Here is a 24,197-nt window from a genome sequence, read left to right on the forward strand (position 1 = left end):
CGTGGAGCCGAAGCGACGTGTGGCACTCGTCGAGCCGTACCTCGGTGGGTCGCACCGTGCCTGGGCCGAGGGATACGCCGAACGGTCGGCGCACGACGTCGAGGTGTTCGGGCTGCCGGCCATCCACTGGAAGTGGCGGATGCAGGGCGGGCACGTCACGCTGGCGCCACGCCTCGCAGAGGCCGCAGCGGTGCAGCCGTTCGACGCCGTCCTCACGACGAGCATGTGCAACGTGCCGGCACTGCTCGGGTTGTGTCGCCGGTCGCTCGGAGGCGTACCCGTCACGCTGTACATGCACGAGAACCAGCTGACGTTCCCGCTGTCGGAACACGACCGGGTCGACCTGACGTACCCGATGATCAACTGGACGTCGATGGTCGCAGCCGACCGGGTCGTCTTCAACTCGGCGTATCACCGCGACGAGTGGTTCGAGGCACTGCCGGGGTTGCTGGCGCGGTTCCCCGACGAGAAGCACGGGCGCTTCGTCGAGTCGGTGCGAGCCAGGTCGACCGTGCTGCCGGTCGGGGCCGACCTCGCAGCGCTCGACGCCGTGCCCCGGGCGCGACGTGAGCGACCGCTGGTGCTGTGGAACCAGCGGTGGGAGTACGACAAGGGACCCGAGGAGTTCGCCTCCGCGATCACGACCCTGGCCGACGAGGGCGTCGAGTTCGACGTGGCGTTGGCGGGGGAGCGGTTCGTCGACGAGCCGCCGTCGTTCGAGGCGCTGCGGGCGCGGCTGGGCGATCGTGTGGTGTACGCCGGCTGGGCCGAACTCGACGAGTATCGGCGCCTGTTGCGCAGCGCCGACGTGGTCGTGAGCACGGCGCACCATGAGTTCTACGGCATCGCCGTGGTGGAGGCCATCGCCGCCGGTGCGTGCCCGGTCGTGCCGAACCGGCTGGTGTACCCGGAACGCGTCCCACCCGAGTGGCACGACCGCTGCCTGTACGACGACGCGTCCGGGTTGGTCGAGCGCATCCGCTGGGCCGTGACGAACCGCGACGAGTCCGCCGCCGTCGCCACGGCGCTGCGCCCCTCCCTCGCCGACCACGACTGGTCCGCCGTCACCCCGTCCCTCGACACCCTGCTCCTGTGACCGTCGGATGACGAGGTATGGGGTCGGATACGTTTCGTCGGTACCGACGAAACGTATCCGACCCCATCTGCGCCGTATCGTGCTCGGCGTGATCGGGGATGCGAACGCCACCTGTTGTGCGACGTTGGTCGACGAGTGGATCCGGTGCGGGGTGCGGCACGCCGTCGTCGCCCCGGGGTCGAGGTCGACGCCGCTCGCGATCGCCCTGGCCGAACGCGACGAGCTGCAGGTGCATGTCGTGCACGACGAGCGGGTCGCCGCCTTCGTGGCACTCGGGCTCGGGCTCGACGGGATCCCGGCCGTCCTGACGTGCACCAGTGGGACGGCCACCGTGAACTTCCACCCGGCGGTCGTCGAGGCCGGACTGTCGAACGTGCCGATGATCGTCGCAACCGCCGACCGCCCGCCCGAGCTGCGGGGTGTCGGCGCACCGCAGACGATCGATCAGCTCGAGCTGTACGGCCGATCGGTGCGCTGGTTCCACGACGCTCCGGTACCCGACGAGGCCGACCCGGCCGGCTGGCGACCCCTCGCCCAGCGCGTCTTCTCGACCGCCGACGCAGGGCCGGTGCATCTCAACCTGCCGTTCCGTGAACCGTTGCTCGGCACGGTCGGCGAACTGCCCGAGCCGATCGGGCCGCCACTGCCCGTGCCGCGTGGCATGGCCGCGAGCGGTCCGGCGACCGAGTACGACCGGCAGCGCGGCGTGATCGTCGCCGGTGGACGCAGCGGGGTCGACCCCGACGACGTCGTCGCCCTGGCCGAACGGTTGGGCTGGCCGATCCTCGCCGATCCGTGTTCGGGGCTGCGCGGCGCCGCCAATGCGGTCGACGCATTCGAGTCGATGCTGCGGTACCGCGAGTTCGCCGACGCGCACGCACCCGAGGTGGTCGTCCGTGTCGGACGGGCACCCGCGTCGAAGACGCTGTCGCAGTGGATCGCCCGCAGCGATGCACCGGTGCTGCAGGTCGGTGGCCCGGGTGTGGTCGATCCCGACCGCAACGTGGCCGCCTTCTGTTCGCTCGACGACCTGCAGGCGCTCGCCGGGGCCGGCAACACCCCGTGGATGGCGCGGTGGCGGCACGCCGCCGATCGAGCCGAGGCCGCGATCGCCGCAGCCCTCGAGACCGAGCTCTCCGAACCGTCCGTCGCCCGCGCCACGGTGGTGGCGAGTTCGTCGGTCGACGGCGAGCTGGTCGTGTCGTCGTCGATGCCGATCCGCGACGTCGAGTGGTTCGGTGGAGTGACCGCACGGGTGCACGCCAACCGTGGCGCGAACGGGATCGACGGGGTGATGTCGACGGCGGTCGGTCGGGCGCTGCTCGGTGGGCCGGTGTTCGTCCTGATCGGCGACATCGCCTTCGCTCACGACAGCAACGCGCTGCTGGCACTCCGCCACCGTCGTGCCGATGTCAGGGTCGTCGTGATCGACAACGCCGGCGGCGGCATCTTCAACTTCCTCCCGCAGGCGACGGCCCTGTCGACCGAGCGGTTCGAGCAGCTGTTCGGCACCCCGCACGACACCGACCTCGTCGCGCTCGCGTCGGCCCACGGCCTCGACGCGACGACGGTCGACTCGCTCGAGCAGCTCCGCGAGCGTCTCGCCGTGTCCGGTCCGACGGTGACGCGGGTGGTCTCCGACCGTGTGGAGAACGTCGCCTTGCACGACGAGCTCCATGCGGCGGTCGCCGCCGCGCTGTCGACGCGCTGATGGCGTCGGGCGAAGTCGGTGACGGCTTGGATTGGATGTCGGATCGCCAGCGTGACGGCGGCGTCGACTCCATCTCGTTGCCGGCACGGGTGCCGGGCACGCTCGAGCTGTGCGGCAAGCACGCGGTGGTCACCCGCTACGCGTCGGATCGTTGGGACGCCGTGGTGTGCCTGGTCGAGCGACACGAACTCGACGGCCGCTACGGCGACTATCTCGCGTGGCTCGACTCGTCGCCGCCGGGCGCGACCTGGCTGCCGATCCACGATCTGCATGTCCCGACGACCGACGCGATGCGTGAGCTGGTCGAGTCGATCGTGTCGCGGCTGATGGCGGGGGAGCGGGTGCTCGTCCACTGCGCAGCGGGAATGGGGCGAGCCGGGACGACAGCCGCGTGCGTGCTGGTGCGGCTCGGCTCGACGGTCGACGACGCACTCGCCACGGTCACCCGCTGTCGACCCGGGGCCGGACCCGAGGCGGGTGTCCAGCTCGACCTGGTTCGGGAGTTCGCCGCCGGTCTGCGATGATCGCCGACGTGAGCGAGATGGTGACACCCGACGACATCGAACGAGCCGCCGAGCGGATCGGCGACCGTGCCCGTCGCACACCGGTCATCGCCCACGGCCAGCTCACGCTGAAGCTCGAACTGATGCAGCACGCCGGGTCGTTCAAGACGCGCGGCGCCTTCAACCGGGTGTTGGGCGAGGCCGACCTCCCCGACGCCGGCCTGATCGCAGCGAGCGGTGGCAACCACGGCGCGGCCCTCTCGTACGTCGGCGGCTCGCTCGGGGTGCCGACGGAGATCTTCATGCCGTCGACCTCGCCCGACATCAAGCGTCAGAACATCGAGCGGTTCGGTGCCACGGTGCACGTGATCGAGGGGTACTACGACGACGCCCAGGCCGCCGCCGACGAGCGGCGTGCGGAGACGGGTGCGATCCAGATCCACCCGTACGACCACCACGACACGGTCGCCGGTCAGGGCACGATGGCGCGAGAGCTGGAGGAACAGGTCGACGGCGTCGACACGATCATCGTGGCTGCAGGTGGTGGGGGCTTCATCGCCGGCCAGGCCGCTTGGTTCCGAGATCGGGTTCGGGTCGTCTGCGTCGAACCCGAGTCGAGCCAGTGCGTGCGCGCAGCGCTGGCGAACGGCAAGCCCGTGCCGGTGCCGGTCAGCGGCGTCGCCGCCGACTCGCTCGGAGCGAAGCAGGTCGGTGCGGCGCCGTGGCTGGTGATCCGCCAGTTCGTCGACGAGGCGGTCGTGGTGGCCGACGCATCCATTCGTGACGCGCAGCGAGAGCTCTGGAACGAGTGCCGCCTGATCGTCGAGCCGGGTGGGGCAGCGGCGCTGTCCGCGGTCCGGTCGGGTGCCTACGTACCGAGCCCGGGGGAGCGGGTGGTCGTCGTGGTCTGTGGGAGCAACGCCGACCCGGCGACCATCGTCGACTGATCGCGCTCAGTCGCCGCCGGCGTGGCGCGTCGAGTACTCGACCGACTCGCGGAGGAACGCCGAGATCAGATCGTCGACCGTCTGCGTTGCCGACAGTTCGTGTACCGACGGCACGTCCTGCTCGGTCGTCTCGTCGGTTGCCGAGCCGGGCGCAGCGAGCTTCGCCGCCAGTTCGTCGAGGCTGTCGGCGAGCACATAGGCGGCAGCACCACTGCGCAGGATGCGCTTGACGGGCCCCGAGAGTTCGATGTCGAACTCCCAGTCGTCCAGCTCGACGACGACGACCCGCGCCCCGTCGTACTTCTCGCCGAGTGCGGCGATGAGTTGCGGGCTGCACGCCGGCGTCAGGACGAGGTCGGCGTGATCGCACGGCGCTCGCACGTCGAGCACCCGGGCGTCGAGGAGTTCGGCGAGTCGCTCTCGGGCCGGTCGCTTCAACGGCAGCGCCGTGACGATCGTGCGCCGTTCGACGACCTCGTCGGCCGTCTCGACCCGCTCCATCTCCATCGTCGGATCCTAGAACGGCACCGACGCTGCTGGGGCGCGTGGCCGCATCGATCGACTACCACGTCCTGTCGTTGCGTCAGCACGAACATTACTGCGATATATGCTGCTCAGCGGTTGCTCACAAAACGCATGTTCGGTACCATTGGGTCATGTTCGCCGAGCTCATCGAGAACAACCTCGCGTTGTCCGATGCCGAGCTCGATGCCGCTATCCGAGCCAACGAACTCGAACAGCGGCGACTCGCCGCCGAACACGCCGCACTGCTGTCGGTGTCCTCGGCGCGCGGCGCCTACCGGCTCGACGGGCAACGCACAGTGATCTCGTATCTGCGAGCGACGGAGAACCTGTCGAAAGGCGCAGCGTCGCAACGCCGCCGGGTGGCCGAGGTGTGTGATCTTGTACCGGCGCTCGGTGATGCGTTGCTCGCCGGTCGGGTCGGTGTCGACCAGATCGTCGAGATCGCCCGGATCCATGCCAACCCGCGAACTCGTGACCACTTCGTCAAGGTCGCACCGATCTATCTCGAGTTCGCCGAGCATGACTCGCATCTCGAACTGAAAGGCCGGATCGACGATTTCGTGCAGCTCGCCGACCAAGACGGTGCGTTCGCCGACCTGGTTTGTGACATCAACGAACGCGTCGCTCACGTCCATGTGGTCGGTGGCACCCTCGACGTGAGGGTGCGTGGTGGTGACCCGTTGGTGGCCGATGAGTTCGTGGCGATCTTCGAACTGTTCGTCGACGAAGAGTTCCGTGCCGATGTCGACGCTCGTCGTGCCGAACACGGTGATCGTGCCGACGAGTTCCCGTTGCCGCGCACCGATCGGCAGCGTCGCTATGACGCGATGATCGCGATGGCCCGCCACGCTCGCGCTCATCTCGCCGAGGGGAAACCAGCCGGGGCTGCGGAGGTCGTGACGAACATCGTCGCTGATCTCTCGACGTGGGGTGAAACGCTCGAACAGGCCGGGATGATCGCGACCGGTGACGGACAGGTCGTCGAACTCGACGACGACACCATCGACGACATCATCGACACGGTTGCTGCCGATCCCGAAGCGTGGATCGATCGGCAATGCCACACCGCCGACGGCACCCCACTGCACCCGATCACGGTGCTGCAAGCATCGTTGACGGGGCTGGTGCGTCGGGTCGTGGTCGACTCGGCCGGTGTCGTCATCGATCGGGGTCGGGCGGCCCGCTTGTTCGAAGGCGAAGCCCGAGCCGCCGCCAGGTTGTTGTATCGGGAGTGTTCACACCCCGGATGTTCGGTCAAGGTGCAGGCCTGTGACGTCGACCACGTCATCGAATGGTGGGCCGGAGGTCGCACCAACCAGAACAACGCCGACATCCGATGTAACACCCACAACCGGGACAAACACCGTGAACGATGGTCGAGCCGACGCGACGAACACGGCCGACAATTCACCATCCGACCCGACGGCAGCATCATGCTCCCCGTCGGCGCACGCCCACCCGACCTCACCCAAGACGAACTCGCCCACATCATCCGCCTCCGCCTCTACAACCAACTCGACCGAGCCAGCTGACCAGCGGTCGAGCCGACGGCAGAGTGCCGCAATCGGCGATGTTCGGGGTATCCGATCCGACGCATCGGGGCCGCCCGATGCTGCTCGTCCATGTTGCGCTCAGCTCCGAAGAGGGAACTGAGCGCGACATGAACGTGAACCGGAGAGTGCCCCTGAACTCCGGGGCGATGGCCGGCGTTATGGGCGCTCAGCCAGCGCGCAGTCTGCCGGATCCCGGACTGGTCTGGACGCCTTGCGCGCTGCGCAAGACAGGGCGGTCACAGGGGTCCGAAGCGTTCTCGAGCTGTGGTTGACCGCGGGTCGTCTGGGTTGGACCGGTTTGATGTCGGTGACTGCGGTGTGACCCGTTCTCAGACGTCCTCGAGGAGCCGCTTGGGATGCATGCCCCGGACGAATCCCATGAAGGGCGGATGGATGCTGTAACCGAGGAGCCGCTGGATGTGCTCGGACGAGCGAGCGACTCGCTGCTTCGACACCGACAGTGAGAAGTTCTCCTGGGGACGGCACCAGGGACGGCAGTACTGGGCGGTGACGCACATCCGTGACCGGTCGGTGTGGTTGGCGCCGCCGCCGTGCCAGGTGGTGCCGAGGAAGAACAGCATCGAGCCGGCGGGCATCACAGCCGGGATGGCCGTGGCTTGTTCTTCTTCGGTGGGGAAGTGGTCGTCCCAGCGATGGGAGCCGGGGATGACGACTGTGGCGCCGTTGTCGGCGGTGAAGTCGTCGATCGCGAAGATCGTGGCGGCGCCGAGCGGCGGTCGGGGGCGCGGCCAGGGGTAGAAGTTGTCGTCTGGGTGGAGACCCTGAGCGGATTCACCGGGGGCGATGTCGATCACCTGGAGTTGCGACAGCAGATAGTTGGGCTCGAACAGTTCGTCGAGCAGGCCGAGCGCCAGCGGGTGCTCGACGATGTCGTCAAGCACGTCGGTGTCATCGATCGGTGAGTAGAGGCGACGCGTGCGGTATCCCTCGAACGCGTTGCGCCCGCCTTCGTGGACGAACAGCGGCTCGACCGACGAGCGGATCTCGGCGACCGTCGCAAGGTCGAGGACGTTCTCGACGATGGTGTACCCGTCGCGGTCGAGATCGTCGAGACACCGACGGAGCTGCCTCTGGTCGGTGCTCGGTTGTGAGCCGGCGGTCGAGCGGTACTTCTTGGCGTGGTCGCCGGACAGGTACGCGTTGCTCGCGGACGCAGCGTCGGTGGATGTGCTGACGGTCGCGGCGCGGGTGGTGTGGGTCATCGTTCCTCCTGTCGTGAGGGTTCAGAGATGCGTGTGGCTCGAGCCTCGACCAGCGGGCGGGACATCTCGCGGTAGGTGACCGTGCCGAGAAGGTCGACGACCGTGGCCGTCGCATCGTCGAGTGATGCCCTGTCATGGGCGACCAGTTCGATCATCCGCTCGACCGGGGCTGACAGGGCCCAGCGGCCCGGTTGTTCGGGGAGGCGGAGCAAGCCGTAGGCCATCACCCGGCAATCGCCGGGGTGTTCGTCCGCCCACGACTCCAGCGATGCCCGAAGATCGTCGACCGGATCGCCCGAGCCGACGACTCGATCGACGACCTCGTGCAAATGGGCGTCGATGGTGTCGAGACACGCTGCGTACAGGCCGTTCTTCGATCCGAAGTGATGCATCACGTTCGCTTTCGACACGCCGGCCGCGAGCGCAACCTCCGAGATCGAAACGCCGTCGATCCCGCGGCGTGCGAAGAGTCCGAAGGCGACGTCGACGATGCGGGAGCGCATGGCGACATCCTACTGACCGAACGATCGGTCAGTCAAGGTGTGCTTGAGTCACCCAGAGACGTCGTCGCTCGGTATCGCCCAACCGGGCGAATACGCCCGACCGCTCCAGTACGGCACGACTACGGCGCTACTGGTGCTCGGTATCGCCGAGGAGGGGCAAGTCTCGAGCATCGGCGAGGAGTCGGACGACGGGTGGCGAGACGAAGGGAGGCGTTGCCCGGCGCGGCACTAGTTTGTTCGTCGACGACGGGAGGGGAGCCGTGTACGAGGAGCTGACGACGCTGCGAGTCGACGTCGCCGACCGGGTGGCGGTGGCGACGATCGATGCGCCGCCGATCAATGTGATGACGGTGCCGATGCTCGTCGACCTGATGCGGTTCGGAACAGCCGTCGCCGACGACGACGAGGTCGGCGTCGTCGTGTTCCGCAGCGCCGATCCCGACTTCTTCATCGCTCACTTCGACGTCGAGTCGATCCTCGCCATGCCGACGGACGAGCCGGCGGAGCGGTCGGGTACGCCGAACGGGTTCCATCGGATGTGCGAGATCTACCGCACGATGCCCAAGCCGACGATCGTCGAGATCGCCGGACGGGTCGGCGGCGGTGGGAACGAGTTCGCGATGGCCTGCGACATGCGGTTCGGGGCCGTCGGGCGAACGATCATCAACCAGATGGAAGTGCCGCTCGGCATCCTGCCCGGCGGTGGCGGAACTCAACGCCTGCCACGCCTCGTCGGGCGCGGCCGAGCCTTGGAGATCATCCTCGGCGGCATCGACGTCGATGCGGTGACCGCAGAGCGGTGGGGATTGCTCAACCGCGCACTCGCCCCCGACGAGCTGACGCCCTACGTCGACGGTCTCGCCCGTCGGATCGCCTCGTTCCCGCCCGAGGCCGTGGCGCTCGCCAAGGAGTCGGTCGGCAACGTCGACACCATGACCATGGCCGACGGTCTCGCGGAGGAGGCCCACCTCTTCGAGCGCACGTTGCGGATTCCGGGAACGGCCGAGCGGATGCGCAGCTTCCTCGAACGCGGCGGTCAGACACGTGAGACCGAGCTGAACATCGCCGACGCGTCCGGTCCGTCGATCTGACGTCGGGTTTGCGGATCGTGCGATTCACACAGCTCGGCGAGCAGATCACCGACCGTCCGGGCCCGGTCCGGTTGGTGGCGATCGACGGGCCGGGCGGTGCCGGGAAGTCGACGTTCGCCGCTCACCTCGCTGCCGCGCTCGACGATGCGCCCGTCGTCCACACCGATGACTTCGCCAGTTGGGAGGAGCCGATCGACTGGTGGCCACGGCTGCTCGAGCAGGTGATCGAGCCGTTGGCCGCCGGACGCGCCGCCCGTTACCAGCGATACGACTGGGCGTCTCGGTCCCTCGCCGAGTGGCTCGAGGTCGAACCCCACCCCGTGGTGATCATCGAGGGCGTGAGCTCAGGCCGGTCCGAGTGGCGTCACCACCTGTCGTTCGTCGTGTGGATCGAGACGCCCCACGACGAGCGTCTGCGACGCGGTCTCGAACGCGACGGTGCCGACGCGCTCGACGACTGGGAGCGATGGGGCGCCGCCGAAGACGCCCACTATGCAGCCGACCCGACGCGACCGATCGCCGACGTCGTCGTCGACGGCACCGTGCCGGTCGTCGCCGGCGAGTTCTCGGTGATCGAGTTGCCGCGCTGATCTAGCGTCGCCAGAACACGTGGTGGACGACGCCGCTGGGGCTTGCCGTGGACTCGTGATGGAACCGGTCGTCGAGCTCGTCGGGCGAGTGCCAGAGTCGCTCACCCCGCCCGAGCTCGACCGGAACGACGGCGACGTGCAGGGTGTCGACGAGATCGGCGTCCAGGAATTGTCGAACGGTCGCGACCCCACCACCGAGGCGGACGTCCTTGCCATTCGCAGCTGAGCGGGCCTGCTGCAGCGCCTCGGCAGGGGTGGCGTCGATGAAGTGGAACGTCGTGTCGTCGAGCGTGAAGCTCGGACGAGGATGGTGCGTGAGCACGAGCACGGGCGTGTGGAAGGGCGGTGAGTCACCCCACCAGCCGGTCCAGTCGTGGTTCGCCCACGGTCCGCGCTGCGGGCCGAACTTGTTCCGGCCCATGATCTCGGCTCCGATGCCGTGGTGGAAGTCGCGGACGAAATAGTCGTCGATGCCGCGGGTGCCGCCCGGTTCGGTGCGTCCTGGCCAGCTGGCGGTGGGAATCGCCCAGGCAGCGAGTGCGGTCGGGTCGGCGTGACCGAACGGTCGATCGATGCTCTGTCCCTCGCCCGAGCCGAACCCGTCGGCCGACAGCATGAAGTTCTGCACCCGCAGCAGTTGTCCCATTCCGTGATTCTTGCTCAACCGTGACTGGTCCGCCTCCGCCGCTTCGCCGCCGGCGAGTTCTCGCCCGTCAGGGGCGGATGAGGGCGCTGAGCATCGCCTGGAACTTGGCTTGGGTCTCGGCGAGTTCGCTCAGCGGATCGCTGTCGGCGACGATGCCGCCGCCGGCGACGAGGCGCGCCGACCGGCGATCGTCGGACAGCTCGGCGCAGCGCAGCGATACCGCCCAGCGGCCGTCGCCGTTGGCGTCGCACCAGCCGACGGTTCCGCCGTACACGCCACGCTCGAACCCTTCCACCTGTTCGATGAGCTCGATCGCGGCCTCCCTCGGGTGACCCCCCACGGCCGGTGTGGGCTGGAGCGCACGCACCAACTCGATCACGGTGGCGTGCGGCTTCGACAGCATGCCCTCGGCGCGTGAGCCGAGGTGCTGCACGTTGGCGACCTTGACGATCTCGGGCTCGGGCGCCCAGTCGAGGTAGCTGCAGAACGGGAGCAGGGTGTCGCGCACCATCTCGATCGCAGCGGCGTGCTCGATCCGGTTCTTCTCGCTGGCGTGCAACTCGGCGGCCAGCTTCGCGTCGAGTTCGTCGTCGCCGGTCGTGCGAGTGGTGCCGGCGAGCGGGAACGAGCTGACGACGCCTCCGTCGACCGCGACGAGCAACTCGGGCGACGCCCCGATGAACCCGTCGATCGAGAACCGGTGGCTCGAACCGAACGTCGCCTTCAACCGGCGGAGGACGGTGTGCACGTCGATCGGCCGATCGGCACGAACCTCGATGGGGCGAGCGATGACGGCCTTCTGCAGCGTGCCGGCGCGTACGGCGTCGCGAGCGGCGGCGACGGCAGCGAGATAGCGGTCGGTGTCGACGAGCGGCTCGATCGTCCAACTCGCTGACGTCGGCTCGGGCTCGACCTCGGGCAGGAGCGGTCCGGCATCCCGAACGTCGTCGTCGTCGATCTCGGTGATCCATTGGCGACCGTCGGCATCCTTGCCGACGACGACGGCCGGGACGATCAGTTCGGCGTCGGCGCCCGGTCGGAAGGGGAGTGCACCCAGCGCGATCGGCCCGTTGACGCCACCGGCCCGGTCGTCGTGCTCGACGGCGGCGAGGAACTCGACCGCCTCGTCGGCGGGCACGCGAGCTGCGACGCCACGACCGGCGAAGCCGACGCCGTCCCGCACGAACAGGTAGCCGTCACCTCGGGCCACGTCGTTGAGGTCGACCGGCCGGTCGACCACCTCGGCGAGCGGGCGCGAAACGGCGCGCACGTCAGTTCCGGGTGCCGGTCAGCTGCTGGGTGAGGCCACCCGACAACAGTGCGTGCTTCGCGTCGGCGAAACCCGAGCGTTGCAGCATCGCCACCATCTCGTCGGGTTCGGGCAGGTACGCCACGCTCTTGGGGAGGTAGCGGTACGCCGGTCCGTTCGACAGTGCGGCGCCGATCTTCGGCACGACCTTGCCGAAGTAGATGTCGTTGCCGAACTTCAGCACCTTGTTGCGCGGCACGCCGACGTCGAGCAGGGCGATGCGGCCACCAGGTCGGACGACGCGAGCCAGCTCGTCGAAGAAGGCGCCGAGGTCGACCAGGTTGCGCAATGCGAAACCACAGATCACCCCGTCGACCGAGGCGTCGGGAACCGGCAGGTTCAAGATGTCGGCCTGCATGCGCGGGGCACCCGACCGGTCGGCAGCGAGCATGCCGTACGACAGGTCGACCGAGATCGGCACGAGCCCTGCATCGCGCAGGTCGATGCACAGATCGCCGGTGCCCGACGCCAGGTCGAGCACGGTCGCACCGGCGGGCAGGGCGAGGTCGCGGACGGTCTTGCGGCGCCAACGCACGTCGAGCCGGAACGTCATGATCCGGTTGACGAGGTCGTAGCGCGGGGCGATGGCATCGAACATGTCGCGCACCGCCGCCTTCTTCTCGTCGCCCTCGGGCAGGGTCTCGGTGTCCCACGAAGCAGGTTCGGTCACGTCTCCCGAGGCTACCGAGCGCCCGACCGAGCACGGTTCGTCCGCTGTCTCACTCGGTCGTCAGACTCGACGGATGATCGATTTCACGTTCCCACCCGAGGTCGAAGAGGTCCGGCTGAAGGTCCGCGAGTTCATGGACACCCGGGTCCGGCCGGCGTGGGAGGCGATCGATCAGGACAACCGCGACGAGGTCGTCAAGACGATCGTCGAACTCCGCAAGGAGGCCCACGACGACTGGGGCCTGTGGCTGCCCCACATGCCGCCCGAATGGGGCGGGATGGGGCTCGGGCCCACCGCCATGGCCGCCGTCAGCGCCGAAGCGTCGAAGGTCGGGATCGGCCCGTTCGTCATCAACGCCCAGGCCCCCGACGAAGGCAACCAGCACACCCTCCTGCACTGGGGCACCGACGAGCAGAAGGAGAAGTACCTCAAGCCGCTGTGCAACGGAACCGCCCGCTCGTGCTTCGCCATGACCGAACCCGAGGTCGCCGGTTCCGATCCGACCCTGATCAAGACCTTCGCCTACCAGGACGGCGACGAGTGGGTCATCAACGGACACAAGTGGTTCATCTCCGGTGCCCGCGGCGCCAAGTTCGCGATGCTCGTCGCCCGCACCGAGGAAGACCCCGACATCCCGCAAGCCGCGAACTCGTGCTTCATCGTCGATCTGCCGTCGGAGGGCTGGAACGTCGTCCGCGACGTCCACACCATGTCGGGCGGACACAACCACTGCGAGATCCTCATCGAAGACCTCCGGGTGCCGGCCGAGAACATGCTCGGCGGACGCGGTCAGGGACACCTGCTCGGCCAGTACCGGCTCGGACCCGCCCGACTCGCCCACTGCATGCGCTGGATCGGCCAGGCCGAGATCGCTCTCGACATGATGGTCGAGCGGGCCATGGAGCGCTACAGCCACGGCTCGATCCTCGCCGAGAAGCAAGGCATCCAGTGGCTGATCAGCGACTCGGCCGTCGAGCTGTACCAGTGCAAGCTGATGGTGCTGCACGCCGCGTACCAGATCGAGCACGGCATGGACTTCACCGCCGTCGTGTCGATGGCGAAGCACTTCGTCGCCAACAGCCTGTGGCGGATCATCGACCGGGCGATCCAGGTGCACGGCGCACTCGGCTACTCGACCGACACCCCGCTCGCCGGCATGCTGCAGCAGGCCCGCTGGGCCCGCTTCGCCGACGGCGCCGACGAGATCCACCAGATGCGCATCGCCCAGCGCACGATCGCCGCCTTCAACGACGACGGCACCACCAAGAAGGCGACCGGCAACCTGCCGCTCTGACATGACGCGATGATGGCGTGATGGAACTCGGCATTTCGCTCGCCTCGTTCACCGCCCGTCCCGGCGCCGGCGCGGCGCGCCATCTGGTCGCCATGGCGCGGGCCGCCGCCGACGGTGGGCTCGCCACGCTGTCACTCGGCGACCAGCACCTCGTCGGGGCGGGTGCCGGCTACTTCCAGAACACACCCGCGCTCGGACGACTGCTGGCCGAGTGGTCGTCGACCGGTCGACCGGCCGGCTGCCTGTTCCTCCTGCCGATGTGGTCGCCCGTGCTCGTTGCCGAGCAGGTGGGCACGCTGGCGGCGCTCCACGACGGACCGTTCGTGGTGCAGACCGGCATCGGCGGGTCGCCGCACCAGTTTGCAGCACTGGGTGCGTCGACGGAGCACCGGGTGTCGGTGTTCGAGGAGGGCGTCCGCGTCGTGCAGGCGTTGCTGGCGGGGGAGACGGTGTCGAGCGAGCGGTTCGGCTTCACCGACGTGTCGATCGGCCTCGTCCCCGAACGACCGATCGAGTGGTGGATGGGAACCGCCAACCCCGCCGGGCTGCGTCGTGCCGCCAGGTTCGGGGCCGCGTGGTACGCGTTCCCGTCGGCCGACTCGGCGGTGTTCGACGAACACGCGGCCGTCTACCGGGAGGCGTGTGCCGAGTACGGCACCGAACCCCGCATCCACATGCGTCGCGACGTCATGGTGCTCGCCGATGGCGACGAGGCCGAACGGTTGGGGAGCGGCCTGATCGAACTCGGCTACCGGGGTCAGCAGCGCAACCAGATCGACTGCGGTACCCCCGACCAGGTCGCCGAGTCGCTGGCGGTGTGGGCCGAACGCGGTGTCGACCAGATCGTCACCCGCACCATGGGAGCGAGCGACCCGACCTCGAGACGGTCCGGAACCTGGCCGCGGTCGCGCGGCTCCTTGCCTGACTCGACGCGTTCAGCGGCGGGAGCGGATGGTCTGGCCGAGCACGGCGCCGCCGATGGCGGCGAGGACCATGAAGCCGGCGTACCAGGCGTTCATCGCGTCGCCCCGGGCGCGGGCGATCATGCCGACCACGACCGCACCGGTCACGGCGACCCACACCACGAACAACCGGGAACGCGTGTCGACCTGCACGACGCGAGCCTGCCACGCCGGCGTCTTCGGTCGCGGCCGACCGCTGTGTCACACTGTTATCGCAGTCGGTGAGCGGCATCGGCTGCGGCGGAAAGGAATGTGACATGGCGGATATGCGGACGGTCCTCGTGGGCTGGAAGAAGGGCATGACGAGCATGGCCCAGACGTATGTGGTGGAGATCGAGGGTGACACCGCCCACTTCACCCGGGTCGGGCCAGGTGGTGCGCACTGGAGCCCCGACTACCTCTCGCTCGGCATGGCGGCGAACGGGGTGAACCCGAACAACCCACTCGAGCGCTCGTACGCCCGACTCGATCTGCAGATCGGGATGGGCTCGAAGCTCGGCGAGGTTGCCGGCGAAAAGATCCTGGCCAAGTACCGCAAGGAGATCGAGACCAACGTCGCGCTCTTCGACGAACAGGGCCGTGATGCGGTCCGGCACAAGTCGAACATGTCGGTGCCGGCGTCCGAACTCGCCGCTGCGACCTTCGTCGACAAGTTGCCCGGCGGCGCGCCGCCCGCATTGCGAGTACTCGAAGGCCCCCACGCCGAGGCCAAGATCGGCGGCAAGCGCTGGTTCCTGTTCCAGCTCCCCGACACCCCACCCCTGAGCGACCTGTTCGCCGCTGCCTCGACCTGAACCGACCGTTCCGAACCAGCGGGCGCCCGCCGGTCCGACGGCGTAGCGTGGCCATGTGGCCCCGCCGCACCGAACCATCCTCCACGTCGACATGGACGCGTTCTTCGTGTCGGTGGAGTTGCGGCGGCGGCCCGAACTGCGGGGGCAGCCGGTCGTGGTGGGCGGGACGGGGAACCGGGGGGTCGTTGCTGCGGCGTCGTATGAGGCCCGTCGGTACGGGGTCCACTCGGCGCTGCCGTCGGCGATCGCTCGTCGACGCTGCCCCCATGCCGTGTTCCTGCCGGGCGACCACGAGTTGTACGCCGAGGTGTCGGGCCAGGTGCACGAGATCTTCGGCCGGTACACGCCGTTGATCGAACCGCTGTCGCTCGACGAGGCGTTCCTCGACGTGAGCGGCGCGATCCGGCTGTTCGGCGAAGGCGTGGCGATCGCGCAGCGGATCCGCGACGACGTCCACCGCGAACTCGACCTGACCTGCTCCGTCGGCGTCGCCCCGAACAAGTTCCTCGCCAAGATGGCGTCCGTCGAGGCCAAACCCCGCGCCAAGCCGGAAGGGATCGAACCCGGCGCCGGCGTCGTCGAGGTGCGGCCCGGGGAGGAGACCTCGTTCCTGCACCCCCTGTCGGTCCGCCGACTGTGGGGCGTCGGGCCGAAGACGTACGAGAAACTCGACCGGATCGGCGTCCGAACGATCGGCGATCTGGCTGCCCTGCCGGAATCGACCCTCGTGTCGGCCCTCGGCCCGGCGAGCGGTCACCACCTCCTCGCCCTGTCGCAAGGCCTCGACAGCCGACCCGTCGAGGTCGAACGCGACCCGAAGTCGATCGGGCACGAAGAGACCTACCCACACGACCTGTACGAGCTCGACGACCTCGACCGTGAACTGGTCCGGCTCTCCGACGCGGTCGCCGGTCGGCTCCGCAAGTTCGGCAACGGCGCCAAGACCCTCACCCTCAAGGTCCGGTTCGCCGGATTCCGCACCGTCACCCGCTCGGTCACCCTGCCCGCCGGCATCGACACCGCTCCGGAGATCGTCGCCGCCGTGAAACCCCTGCTCCACGCACTCGACGTCTCAGCGGGCGTCCGCCTGTTGGGGGTGTCGGGCAGCAACTTCGGTGGTCGGTCGGAACAGCTCGACCTGTTCAGCGCGATGGCGCCCGAACCGGCCCCCGACGTGCAGCGGTCGTCGGCGGCGATCGACGAGATCCGGGAGAAGTTCGGGGCGGCCGCGATCGGCCCGGCGAGCTCGATCAGCGGCGACAAACTCAGGGTCGTCCGGCGTGGCGCGCAGCAGTGGGGACCCGACCAACAACCCGGTTCGGAGCCCGGACCCACCCGTTCGGGCGACACCGACGGGACGAACGACCCGAATTGAGCCCGGTCGCGTTGAGACTGCGGCAGAAACCTGCGATGATGATGCCGTGCCACTGTCCGAAGACGAGCAACGGATCCTCCGTCAGATCGAGCTCGATCTGCAATCCGACCCGACGTTCCAGCAGCGCGTCCACCGCGTCTCGCGTCGTCGCCTGATCGGACTCTCGGTGGCACTGGTCGTCGGACTGGTGCTCACCATCCTCGGCCTGGCACTCCACTTCTGGCTCGCCTTCGGTGGCTTCATCGCCGTTCTGGTGATCGCGATCATGCTCGAACAAGAGGTTCGAGTCGTCGGACGCGACAAGATCGGCCAGCTACCGATCAACGCCTGGCTCACGGGTTCGGCCCGAGAGCAACGCCGCCAGGACTGAACCTCCCCGTCGCCGCTCTGCGGCATCGTGTCCCCCGCCGTCGATCTCGATGGTCCGCGGTCGCCCTCGACACCGCTCGGCCGCGCTGCGACCGAGCGTCAGCGGTACGCCGTGAAGTAGCGCTCGACGCGCTGCGTCGCCGTCATCGTGTCGGTCGTGATCTTGTCGATCTGGGTGGCCCAGAGCTCGCAGTCGTCGGCGATCGAGTCGCCGAACGTGCCGCGCCGCTCGACGTCGAGTTCGTCCGGTCGGGCGAACGACACGAGATCGACCACTTCGGCGAGCGAGGCCATCGGCCTGGCGGCAACCGGCATCACCGCAGCCGTCGCCGTCGCCCATTCGGTCGCCGTCATCGCCGGCGACCCGACGACGCCGACATCGGAGGCGGCAGCGCACGCCCGTTGCCAGGCCGCCGCGATCTGGTCGCGGGGTCCGTGCACCCGTGACCGCAAGCGCAGCAGCCGTCGGATGATCGCCGGTGCTGCGATCACCAGAACCACCAGCGAGATCACGACGATCGGAGTCCACGGGAATCCGCCGCTCCCGTCGTCGTCACCGCTACCGACCGGGACCGGTTCGATGTTGGGGTCGGGGTCGGACGGGATGCCGGCGTCGGCCGGCGTGTCGGGCACGGCGTCGCCGGGGATCGTGGTGGTGGTCACGGCGGGGGAGTCGTTCTGCACGACGGTCGGCGGAGCAGTCGGCGTGGGGCCCGGCAGCGGATCGGCACCGGAGCCGTCACCGCCGCCGGTTCCCGACTCGTCCTGCTGCGCCGGCACGCCCGTGTACGACTCGGCGCCGGGTGCGCCACGACCCGGTGTCGGTTCGAAGGCGACCCAGCCGATGCCGTCGAACCACAGCTCGGGCCAGGCGTGGGCGTTCTTGCCGATCACGGTGAACCATCCCGGCTCCTCCTGCGTGCCGGGGGTGTATCCGACGGCGACCCGCGACGGGATCCCGGCGACGCGTGCCATCGCCGCGAAGGTGGCGGCGAACTGCTCGCAGTAGCCGGCGCGGACCTCGAAGAAGCTCTCGATCGCATTGGCATCGTGACCCGACTGCACCTCGAGGCTGTACGTGAACTGGGTCGGATCACGGAACCACGACTGCAGGGCGAGCGCCTGCTCGTACGGCGACGTGATCCCGGCGGTCAGCCGTTCGGTCTCCTCGAACAACACGTCGGGGAGGTTGTCGGGCAGTTCGAGATAGATCTCGTCGGGCACCGCTGCGACACCGGCACTCGCCAACGTCTCGGGATCGGCGTCGGGGGCGACGGAGACGATGTCGAACAGGTCGCCGGGCTCGAAATCCTGTGGCGACAGCAAGGTGCTCGAATCGTCCTGCTGGCGCAGCCGCAGCTGTTTGCCGTCGGACACGCCGGAGGCCTGCACCGGGTCGGCGGCTGCGGGCACCACGTCGCCCTCGAGGGCGAGGATCTGGATCTGCTGGCGGATGCGGGTGCCGTCCCCGCTCGTCGGAGCGTCGACCGGGTCGAGATCGCTCGGCGGCAGCGTGAACCGCTGACCGTCGAACGCGGCCAGGGTGATCAGGCGCCAGTACGCCTCCTCGTCGGCGTTCACCCGGAACAGTTCGACGTTGCCGAGGTTGGTCAGCCGACTCCGGATGTCGACGAGCGGGTTGTCGATCAGGTTGGTGCCCGACCGTCCCTTCGTCTCGTAGAGCGGCTCCTCACCGGCACCGGGGAGTCGTGGGCCGATCGCGCCGGCGAGCAGTGCGATGACGAGCGCCGAGGCGAGTGCCACCGGCGCGGCGAGCGACGTGGCACTCCGGCGCGCCGACAGCACGGTCGCCCGATCACGGTCGTGGAGCTGTCGGAGCGCGATCACGGCGAGCACGCCGGTGCCCACCAGGAGCGCCGTCGACGCGATACGCAACCGGTCGTCGCCGAGAGCGGCGATGAAGACGAACAGCACGCCGCCGGGCACGAGTGCTTCGCCCCTCGCCTGGGCGCGGAACGCGAAGGCATCCGACATCGAGATGACGAGCACGAGCGACAGCGCCGACAGCGACGCCCAGCCGACGACGTCGTACAGCACCGGCGCCACCGCCGTGGGGAACTGGTCTCGGACGAGCGACAGCTGGTTCTGAACGGCATCCCAGGTCGTGCCACCCGGGATCAGCAGGTTCAGCGTGTCGCGGTAGTAGACGACGCCGAGCAGCCACACCAGCACGAGTGCCTGTGCCGGGATCGCCAGCCAGCCGCTCACGCCGGCTCGCCGGAGCCCGAACGAGAAGCCGTGGCCGACGACGGCGAGCAGGACGAAGTCGGACAGGAACGCCCACCCGGAAAAGACCCGGGCGAAGCCGACCGCGACGGCGATCGTGTACCCGCACAGGGCGACCGTGGCGAGGGCGTCCTTCGTCAACGAGGTCGAGGGGCGACTCATGCCGATGCCGCCGTGTGGAGTTCGTGGGTGAGGCCGCGCGTCCCGGCCAGGCGGTTCCACTGTTCGCGGAACGACTCGAGCGTCGACGCGTCGACCGTGAGCCGACTGCCGCCGTCGCCGCCCGACCCGGTGAAGATGCCGATCCGAGTGAGTGTCGGGTCGGTGCTCCGGTCGGTCTGGCGCCACGCGGGACGATCGGGCGAGGAGGTGACGATCACCACGAGCCCGAGCCCCTCGCCGGGGTCGCGCTCGACGTCGTCGATCGCAGGACCCGGCTCGAGGCGTGCGAGCCGTTCGAGCGCGTGGGTCGCTACATCGGGACCCCGGAGGTCGATGTCGCCGCCGGTGACGAAGCGGGTGGTCAGCCCGGCCCGTTCGGCACTGAGTGCGATGCTCGCCGAGATCGTGACCGCCCGCTCGAACACGTCGGCCGCGGCGTCGTCGACAGGAGCCGGGTAGGAGGCGGCCTCCCGGTCGAGGATCACGATGCAGCGCCGAACACCCTGCGCCTCGTGCTGTCGCACCTTCAGATCCTCGGACCGCGCCGACGCCCGCCAGTGGATCGACCTCGGCTCGTCGCCGGGCACGTAGTCGCGCAAGCTGTGGAACTCACCGACGCCGGTTCGCTGTGCGAGCGCGAGGAGGTGGCGCCCGAGCACACCGTGGCCGAGCGACGGCATGGCGACCTCGATCGTCTGCGGCGCCACGGTCACCTCGGTGGCCGGGGCTGCGATCGTCGTGCCGCCGGCCAGCCCGAGCAGGTCGTACCGCTCGAGGGTGGTGGGGCCGATCGTGAGCACGCCGCGTCGCTGCGCCGGCACGCGATAGCCGGCGTCGACGTGCTGCCCGGCGCCGAGGGTGGCGATCGTGAGCCGTGCCGAACTGGCGGTGCCGACCGGCTCGACGAGCGACACGCGCGGCGACCGGACCGAGCCACGGTTCTCGATCGTCAGGTCGACCCGCCCGGCGTCACCGACGGTCAGCATCGAGGGGTGCACCCAGCGGTGGACGTGGACTCGGGGGCGGAACAGCTGCACGACGAGCACCGCCAGGACGACGGCGACCGCGAGCGCGGCGCCGATCACGAACAACTCGAGGATGCCGAAGACGCGTCCGACGACGATGGCCACGACCGCCGAAACGGCGATGGTCCAGCCCTGACGAGTGGGCATCTGCCCCGCCGTCAGCCCGCCGCCGGGACGGCGACGTCGGCCAGGAGCTCGTCGATCGCCTCTTCGGCCGAGGTGCGTGCATTGCTCCCCGAGCGCAGGAGGATGCGGTGGGCGAGCACGGAACGGGCGACAGCCTTGACGTCGTCGGGGGTGCCGTAGTCGCGCCCTCGCGCCGCAGCGTGGCCGCGAACGGCGGCCGCCAGCTGCAGCGTCGCACGGGGCGACAACCCCAACTCGATCGACGAGTGGCGCCGGCTCGCCTCGGCGAGATCGATCAGATACGACTTGAGCGCCGGCGCGAGGTACACCTGCTTGACGGCGTCGATCATCTGCATCACCTCGTCGGACGACACGACCGGTTCCATCTTGTGGAGCGCGTCGATCGAGCCCTGTCCGTCGAGGATCGCCATCTCGGCCGTGCGACCGGGGTAGCCGAGCGAGATGCGGAGGAGGAAGCGGTCGAGCTGGCTCTCGGGCAGCCGGTAGGTGCCTTCCTGCTCGACCGGGTTCTGCGTCGCGATCACCATGAACGGTGGGTCGAGCCGGTGGGTCGTGCCGTCGGCCGACACCTGACGTTCTTCCATCGCCTCGAGCAGCGCCGACTGGGTCTTGGGCGAGGCACGGTTGATCTCGTCGGCGAGGACGATGTTGGCGAAGATCGGACCGGGCGTGAATCGGAACTGCTCGGTCGAGCGCTCGTACACGCTGACGCCGACGAGGTCGGCCGGCAACAGGTCGGGGGTGAACTGCACTCGCTTCCACGTGCAGTCGATCGAGCTGGCGAGCGCCTTGGCCAGACTCGTCTTGCCGACGCCGGGCACGTCCTCGATCAACAGGTGGCCCTCGCCGAGCAACGCGATCAGAGCGAACTCGATCGCCTCCCGCTTGCCGTGGACCACGGTCGAGATGTTGTCGACGATCGCCTCGAACAGATCGGCGAACGTGGGCGCAGGGACGGTGGAGTCGCTCACGGGGCGTCAGGCTAGACCCTGGCCGGAGTCCGTGTCGTTCGGCCCGTCGGCGCTACCGTTGCCCGCCGTGACCGAACCCGCCGATGCGACCGACGCCGGATTCCTGGCGATCGACCTCGGTCCGTCGCGTCTCACGTGCGGCGTCGTCGACGAGCGCGGCGACGTCGTCCTCCGAGATCGCATCGCGACACCGTCGCGCAACGTGTGGCCGGCGCTCACCCAACTCGTCAAGCGTGTCCTGGCGGCGAAGCCGTCCGACGTCACCCCGATCGCCGTCGGACTGACGTGCCCGGGGCCGATCGATCACGGCACCGGGTCGATGAAGCCCGTCGGCATGCCGACGTGGCACGACTTCCCGCTGCGCCGCGAACTGTCGGCCATCACCGACCTGCCCGTGTACATCGACACCGCCGGACGCGGTCTCGCCCGGGCCGAGCTCTGGCGAGGTGAGTTCGCCGGGGTCCCGTTCGCCGACCAGAACTTCGCGACCCTGTCGGTCGGCGACGAGGTCGACGGCGCACTCGTGAGCGGCGGTCGCGTCCTCGAGGGCCTCACCGACAACCTCGGACAGTTCGGCCATCTGGTCGTCGAACCCGACGGCGCCGAATGCGTCTGCGGTGCGGCCGGCTGCCTCGCCGCCTACGCGAGCGTCCGTGCGATCGAGGCGTCCACCGGACGCGAGTTACGGCGCACGCCGCCGGCCCGGATCGACAACGTCGGCACGATGCTCGCCCGCGCCTGCGCGTCGCTCGCCGCCATGCTCGACGTGTCGGAGATCGTCATCGGCGGCGTCGTCCCCGAGGTGCTCGGTCCGCCGATGTTCGACGCCCTCGCCAAGGAGTTCGAGGTGCGCAGCTGCTTGCCGCACCTCGAATCGGTGCGGGTGCGCGGGGTGAGCTCGCGGCAGGTCGGTCCGCTCATCGCCGCGGCCGCGGTCGCACTGGCGCAGCACAGCGTCGACGCGGTCGCTCCGGACTGAAACCGCGCGCCGACCGAGGAGTAGCGTGATCGGCATGCAGCCGACCTATTCCGCAGACGCCGAGGCCTACCGCCAGAAAGTGCAGGCCTTCCTCGCCGAGAAGCTGCCGTCCAACTGGGGCGGCATGGGCACCCTCGAGGGCGATGCGCTCACCGAGTTCGTCACCGAGTGGCGCGGCACCCTCTACGAGGCCAACTACCTCGCCCCGGGCTGGCCGGCCGAGTACGGCGGCGCCGGGCTCACGGCGCTCGAGCAGGTGATCCTCGCCGAGGAGTTCGCCAAAGCCGGCGTGCCGACCGGCGGACCGAACGATGGGTTCGGCATCCAGATGCTCGGCAACACGCTGCTCATGATGGGCAGCGAGGAGCAGAAGCAGTACTACTTGCCGCGCATCCTCTCCGGTGAGGACACCTGGTGCCAGGGCTACTCCGAGCCCAACGCCGGTTCCGACCTCGGCAACGTCGGTCTGCGTGCCGTCCTCGACGGCGACCAGTGGGTGCTCAACGGCCAGAAGATCTGGACGTCGGCCGGCCACCTCGCCGATCACATCTTCACCGTCGCCCGCACCGACCCCGACGCGCCGAAGCACAAGGGCATCTCGTTCCTCCTGGTCGACATGCGTCAGCCGGGCATCGAGGTGCGCCCGATCAGGATGATCTCGGGCGAGTCCGAGTTCAACGAGGTCTTCTACACCGACGCCGTCACGCCGAAGGACCACGTCGTCGGCGGGGTCAACGACGGATGGCGCGTCGCCATGGCGCTGCTCGGGTACGAGCGCGGCGAGGCCGCGGCCACCCAGCCGATCCGGTTCCAGGCCGAAGTTGATCGACTGTTCATCCTCGCCAAGGAACGCGGCGTCGCCGACGACCCCGTGATCCGCCAGAAGCTCGCGTGGGCCTACTCGCAGGTCCAGATCATGCGCTACAACGGCATGCGCGTCCTCACCCAGTTCCTCCAGGGCCATCACCCCGGCCCCGACGCCGCGATCGGCAAGCTGTTCTGGAGCGAGTACCACCGCATCGTCACCGAGCTCGCCGTCGACATCTACGGCGCCGAGGCGATGGTCGTCGACGGGCGGGAGCCCTCGTCGGCGTTCGGTGCCGACGACGCGGGCGCAGCGAACTCGACCGGATCGTGGGTGAACACGTTCCTCAACGCCCGCGCCGGCACGATCTACGCCGGGTCGTCCGAGATCCAGCGCAACATCATCGGCGAGATGGTGCTCGGCCTGCCCAAGGAGCCTCGTCCGAAGTGACCTTCTCGACGGTGCTGGCGGTCGTCCGGCGACCCGATCTCTGGACGACCGCTGCCCGTCAGGCACGTCGCACCGCGCCGCCCGGTTGGTGGAAGCACCGGCCGTTCCTGCCCGTCCCGTCGGGCGACTACCTCCGTTTCCGGCTGACGACGCAGTACGGCGATCCCGACGCCCGTCCCGATCCGTCCGACACCATCGCCTATCTGGAGTGGTGTCGTGAGTGGGACCGGGCCGCTTGACGAACGACCGC

24 protein-coding genes and 1 pseudogene are annotated in these 24,197 nt (G+C 69.0%); 16 read left to right on the forward strand and 9 right to left on the reverse strand.

Annotated elements, in window-relative coordinates; translation table 11 throughout:
• The first annotated feature begins 1 nt into the window (after position 1).
• From BDK89_RS08715 to BDK89_RS08730, 4 genes are all read left to right on the forward strand, one after another.
• On the forward strand, positions 2-1,096 hold the full coding sequence (locus tag BDK89_RS08715) for a tRNA-queuosine alpha-mannosyltransferase domain-containing protein (protein ID WP_166657467.1): 1,095 nt from the start codon (positions 2-4) through the stop codon (positions 1,094-1,096).
• An 88-nt stretch (positions 1,097-1,184) separates the two neighbouring features.
• Positions 1,185-2,807: a 2-succinyl-5-enolpyruvyl-6-hydroxy-3-cyclohexene-1-carboxylic-acid synthase gene (gene menD / locus BDK89_RS08720; RefSeq protein WP_166657468.1), complete on the forward strand. Its 1,623-nt coding sequence runs from the start codon at positions 1,185-1,187 to the stop codon at positions 2,805-2,807.
• A gap of 35 nt (positions 2,808-2,842) precedes the next feature.
• Positions 2,843-3,331 carry a protein-tyrosine phosphatase family protein gene (locus BDK89_RS08725; RefSeq protein ID WP_133868583.1) on the forward strand — a complete coding sequence of 163 codons (489 nt, stop codon included), beginning with the start codon at positions 2,843-2,845 and terminating at the stop codon, positions 3,329-3,331.
• Positions 3,332-3,348: 17 nt separating this feature from the next.
• The gene (locus tag BDK89_RS08730; RefSeq protein WP_133871027.1) at positions 3,349-4,257 is read left to right on the forward strand and encodes a threonine/serine dehydratase; all 909 of its coding nucleotides are present in this window, start codon (positions 3,349-3,351) and stop codon (positions 4,255-4,257) included.
• 6 nt (positions 4,258-4,263) lie between these two features.
• On the opposite strand, the gene BDK89_RS08735 is transcribed toward BDK89_RS08730, so the two are convergent.
• Positions 4,264-4,764: a hypothetical protein gene (locus BDK89_RS08735; protein ID WP_133868584.1), complete on the reverse strand. Its 501-nt coding sequence runs from the start codon at positions 4,762-4,764 to the stop codon at positions 4,264-4,266.
• A 149-nt stretch (positions 4,765-4,913) separates the two neighbouring features.
• Between BDK89_RS08735 and BDK89_RS22660 the strand changes: the two are divergent.
• Positions 4,914-5,702, forward strand: a pseudogene (locus BDK89_RS22660) (DUF222 domain-containing protein); the annotation flags it as partial.
• Between the two features lie 177 nt (positions 5,703-5,879).
• Entirely contained in the window at positions 5,880-6,314 is a 435-nt protein-coding gene (locus BDK89_RS22390) for an HNH endonuclease signature motif containing protein (protein WP_243839128.1), read from the forward strand.
• Positions 6,315-6,664: 350 nt separating this feature from the next.
• Here the strand turns inward: BDK89_RS22390 and BDK89_RS08745 are convergent, their stop codons facing one another.
• A complete protein-coding gene (locus BDK89_RS08745; RefSeq protein ID WP_133868586.1) occupies positions 6,665-7,558 on the reverse strand; it encodes a phytanoyl-CoA dioxygenase family protein in 894 nt (297 codons plus the stop codon).
• Complete coding sequence (locus BDK89_RS08750; protein ID WP_133868587.1) at positions 7,555-8,061, reverse strand: TetR/AcrR family transcriptional regulator; 507 nt, start codon at positions 8,059-8,061, stop codon at positions 7,555-7,557. The genes BDK89_RS08745 and BDK89_RS08750 overlap by 4 nt, the downstream gene beginning before the upstream one ends.
• Positions 8,062-8,321: 260 nt before the next feature.
• On the opposite strand from BDK89_RS08750, the gene BDK89_RS08755 reads away from it, so the two are divergent.
• Together BDK89_RS08755 and BDK89_RS08760 are read left to right on the forward strand one after the other, a co-directional pair.
• The gene (locus BDK89_RS08755; RefSeq protein ID WP_208294010.1) at positions 8,322-9,152 is read left to right on the forward strand and encodes an enoyl-CoA hydratase/isomerase family protein; all 831 of its coding nucleotides are present in this window, start codon (positions 8,322-8,324) and stop codon (positions 9,150-9,152) included.
• A gap of 17 nt (positions 9,153-9,169) precedes the next feature.
• Complete coding sequence (locus BDK89_RS08760) at positions 9,170-9,742, forward strand: uridine kinase family protein (protein WP_133868588.1); 573 nt, start codon at positions 9,170-9,172, stop codon at positions 9,740-9,742.
• Between the two features lies 1 nt (position 9,743).
• On the opposite strand, the gene BDK89_RS08765 is transcribed toward BDK89_RS08760, so the two are convergent.
• The 3 genes from BDK89_RS08765 to BDK89_RS08775 all read right to left on the reverse strand — a co-directional run bounded on the left by BDK89_RS08765 (position 9,744) and on the right by BDK89_RS08775 (position 12,367).
• Complete coding sequence (locus tag BDK89_RS08765; RefSeq protein ID WP_133868589.1) at positions 9,744-10,388, reverse strand: dihydrofolate reductase family protein; 645 nt, start codon at positions 10,386-10,388, stop codon at positions 9,744-9,746.
• Positions 10,389-10,455: 67 nt separating this feature from the next.
• The gene (locus tag BDK89_RS08770) at positions 10,456-11,658 is read right to left on the reverse strand and encodes an isochorismate synthase (protein WP_133868590.1); all 1,203 of its coding nucleotides are present in this window, start codon (positions 11,656-11,658) and stop codon (positions 10,456-10,458) included.
• 1 nt (position 11,659) lies between these two features.
• A complete protein-coding gene (locus tag BDK89_RS08775) occupies positions 11,660-12,367 on the reverse strand; it encodes a ubiquinone/menaquinone biosynthesis methyltransferase (RefSeq protein WP_243839129.1) in 708 nt (235 codons plus the stop codon).
• A gap of 73 nt (positions 12,368-12,440) precedes the next feature.
• On the opposite strand from BDK89_RS08775, the gene BDK89_RS08780 reads away from it, so the two are divergent.
• The 5 genes from BDK89_RS08780 to BDK89_RS08800 are packed head-to-tail and all read left to right on the forward strand — an operon-like array spanning position 12,441 to position 17,162.
• A complete protein-coding gene (locus tag BDK89_RS08780) occupies positions 12,441-13,661 on the forward strand; it encodes an acyl-CoA dehydrogenase family protein (protein ID WP_133868591.1) in 1,221 nt (406 codons plus the stop codon).
• Between the two features lie 20 nt (positions 13,662-13,681).
• Entirely contained in the window at positions 13,682-14,848 is a 1,167-nt protein-coding gene (locus BDK89_RS08785; RefSeq protein WP_133868592.1) for an LLM class flavin-dependent oxidoreductase, read from the forward strand.
• A gap of 32 nt (positions 14,849-14,880) precedes the next feature.
• Positions 14,881-15,417, forward strand: coding sequence for a hypothetical protein (locus tag BDK89_RS08790; RefSeq protein ID WP_133868593.1), 537 nt, complete (start codon positions 14,881-14,883; stop codon positions 15,415-15,417).
• 55 nt (positions 15,418-15,472) lie between these two features.
• Positions 15,473-16,792, forward strand: coding sequence for a DNA polymerase IV (gene dinB, locus BDK89_RS08795; protein ID WP_133868594.1), 1,320 nt, complete (start codon positions 15,473-15,475; stop codon positions 16,790-16,792).
• 46 nt (positions 16,793-16,838) lie between these two features.
• Positions 16,839-17,162, forward strand: a complete 324-nt coding sequence (locus tag BDK89_RS08800) for a DUF3040 domain-containing protein (protein WP_166657469.1) — start codon at positions 16,839-16,841, stop codon at positions 17,160-17,162.
• Positions 17,163-17,260: 98 nt separating this feature from the next.
• Here the strand turns inward: BDK89_RS08800 and BDK89_RS08805 are convergent, their stop codons facing one another.
• The 3 genes from BDK89_RS08805 to BDK89_RS08815 are packed head-to-tail and all read right to left on the reverse strand — an operon-like array spanning position 17,261 to position 21,713.
• Positions 17,261-19,570: a transglutaminase TgpA family protein gene (locus BDK89_RS08805; protein ID WP_133868596.1), complete on the reverse strand. Its 2,310-nt coding sequence runs from the start codon at positions 19,568-19,570 to the stop codon at positions 17,261-17,263.
• Positions 19,567-20,742 (reverse strand): DUF58 domain-containing protein, encoded by a 1,176-nt coding sequence (locus tag BDK89_RS08810; RefSeq protein WP_133868597.1) that lies wholly within the window; start codon positions 20,740-20,742, stop codon positions 19,567-19,569. Before BDK89_RS08810 ends, BDK89_RS08805 begins: the two co-directional genes overlap by 4 nt.
• Positions 20,743-20,753: 11 nt before the next feature.
• Positions 20,754-21,713 (reverse strand): AAA family ATPase, encoded by a 960-nt coding sequence (locus BDK89_RS08815; RefSeq protein ID WP_133868598.1) that lies wholly within the window; start codon positions 21,711-21,713, stop codon positions 20,754-20,756.
• Between the two features lie 67 nt (positions 21,714-21,780).
• Here BDK89_RS08815 and BDK89_RS08820 point away from each other — a divergent pair, with 67 nt between their 5' ends.
• The 3 genes from BDK89_RS08820 to BDK89_RS08830 are packed head-to-tail and all read left to right on the forward strand — an operon-like array spanning position 21,781 to position 24,186.
• The gene (locus BDK89_RS08820) at positions 21,781-22,692 is read left to right on the forward strand and encodes an ROK family protein (RefSeq protein WP_166657470.1); all 912 of its coding nucleotides are present in this window, start codon (positions 21,781-21,783) and stop codon (positions 22,690-22,692) included.
• 34 nt (positions 22,693-22,726) lie between these two features.
• A complete protein-coding gene (locus BDK89_RS08825) occupies positions 22,727-23,947 on the forward strand; it encodes an acyl-CoA dehydrogenase family protein (protein ID WP_133868600.1) in 1,221 nt (406 codons plus the stop codon).
• Positions 23,944-24,186: a hypothetical protein gene (locus BDK89_RS08830; protein ID WP_133868601.1), complete on the forward strand. Its 243-nt coding sequence runs from the start codon at positions 23,944-23,946 to the stop codon at positions 24,184-24,186. The genes BDK89_RS08825 and BDK89_RS08830 overlap by 4 nt, the downstream gene beginning before the upstream one ends.
• The last annotated feature ends 11 nt before the right edge of the window (positions 24,187-24,197 follow it).

The sequence above is a fragment of the Ilumatobacter fluminis genome (assembly GCF_004364865.1).
GTDB classification, from domain to species: domain Bacteria; phylum Actinomycetota; class Acidimicrobiia; order Acidimicrobiales; family Ilumatobacteraceae; genus Ilumatobacter; species Ilumatobacter fluminis.

Excerpts from the sequence above, each read along its gene's own strand:
- BDK89_RS08810 (WP_133868597.1), bottom strand. The coding sequence starts at position 20,742 with ATGCCCACTCGTCAGGGCTGGACCATCGCCGTTTCGGCGGTCGTGGCC.
- BDK89_RS08765 (WP_133868589.1), bottom strand. The coding sequence starts at position 10,388 with ATGGGACAACTGCTGCGGGTGCAGAACTTCATGCTGTCGGCCGACGGG.
- BDK89_RS08730 (WP_133871027.1), top strand. The coding sequence starts at position 3,349 with ATGGTGACACCCGACGACATCGAACGAGCCGCCGAGCGGATCGGCGAC.
- BDK89_RS08725 (WP_133868583.1), top strand. The coding sequence starts at position 2,843 with ATGTCGGATCGCCAGCGTGACGGCGGCGTCGACTCCATCTCGTTGCCG.
- BDK89_RS08790 (WP_133868593.1), top strand. The coding sequence starts at position 14,881 with ATGGCGGATATGCGGACGGTCCTCGTGGGCTGGAAGAAGGGCATGACG.
- BDK89_RS08805 (WP_133868596.1), bottom strand. The coding sequence starts at position 19,570 with ATGAGTCGCCCCTCGACCTCGTTGACGAAGGACGCCCTCGCCACGGTC.
- BDK89_RS08735 (WP_133868584.1), bottom strand. The coding sequence starts at position 4,764 with ATGGAGATGGAGCGGGTCGAGACGGCCGACGAGGTCGTCGAACGGCGC.
- BDK89_RS08825 (WP_133868600.1), top strand. The coding sequence starts at position 22,727 with ATGCAGCCGACCTATTCCGCAGACGCCGAGGCCTACCGCCAGAAAGTG.
- BDK89_RS08780 (WP_133868591.1), top strand. The coding sequence starts at position 12,441 with ATGATCGATTTCACGTTCCCACCCGAGGTCGAAGAGGTCCGGCTGAAG.
- BDK89_RS08745 (WP_133868586.1), bottom strand. The coding sequence starts at position 7,558 with ATGACCCACACCACCCGCGCCGCGACCGTCAGCACATCCACCGACGCT.
- BDK89_RS08785 (WP_133868592.1), top strand. The coding sequence starts at position 13,682 with ATGGAACTCGGCATTTCGCTCGCCTCGTTCACCGCCCGTCCCGGCGCC.
- BDK89_RS08750 (WP_133868587.1), bottom strand. The coding sequence starts at position 8,061 with ATGCGCTCCCGCATCGTCGACGTCGCCTTCGGACTCTTCGCACGCCGC.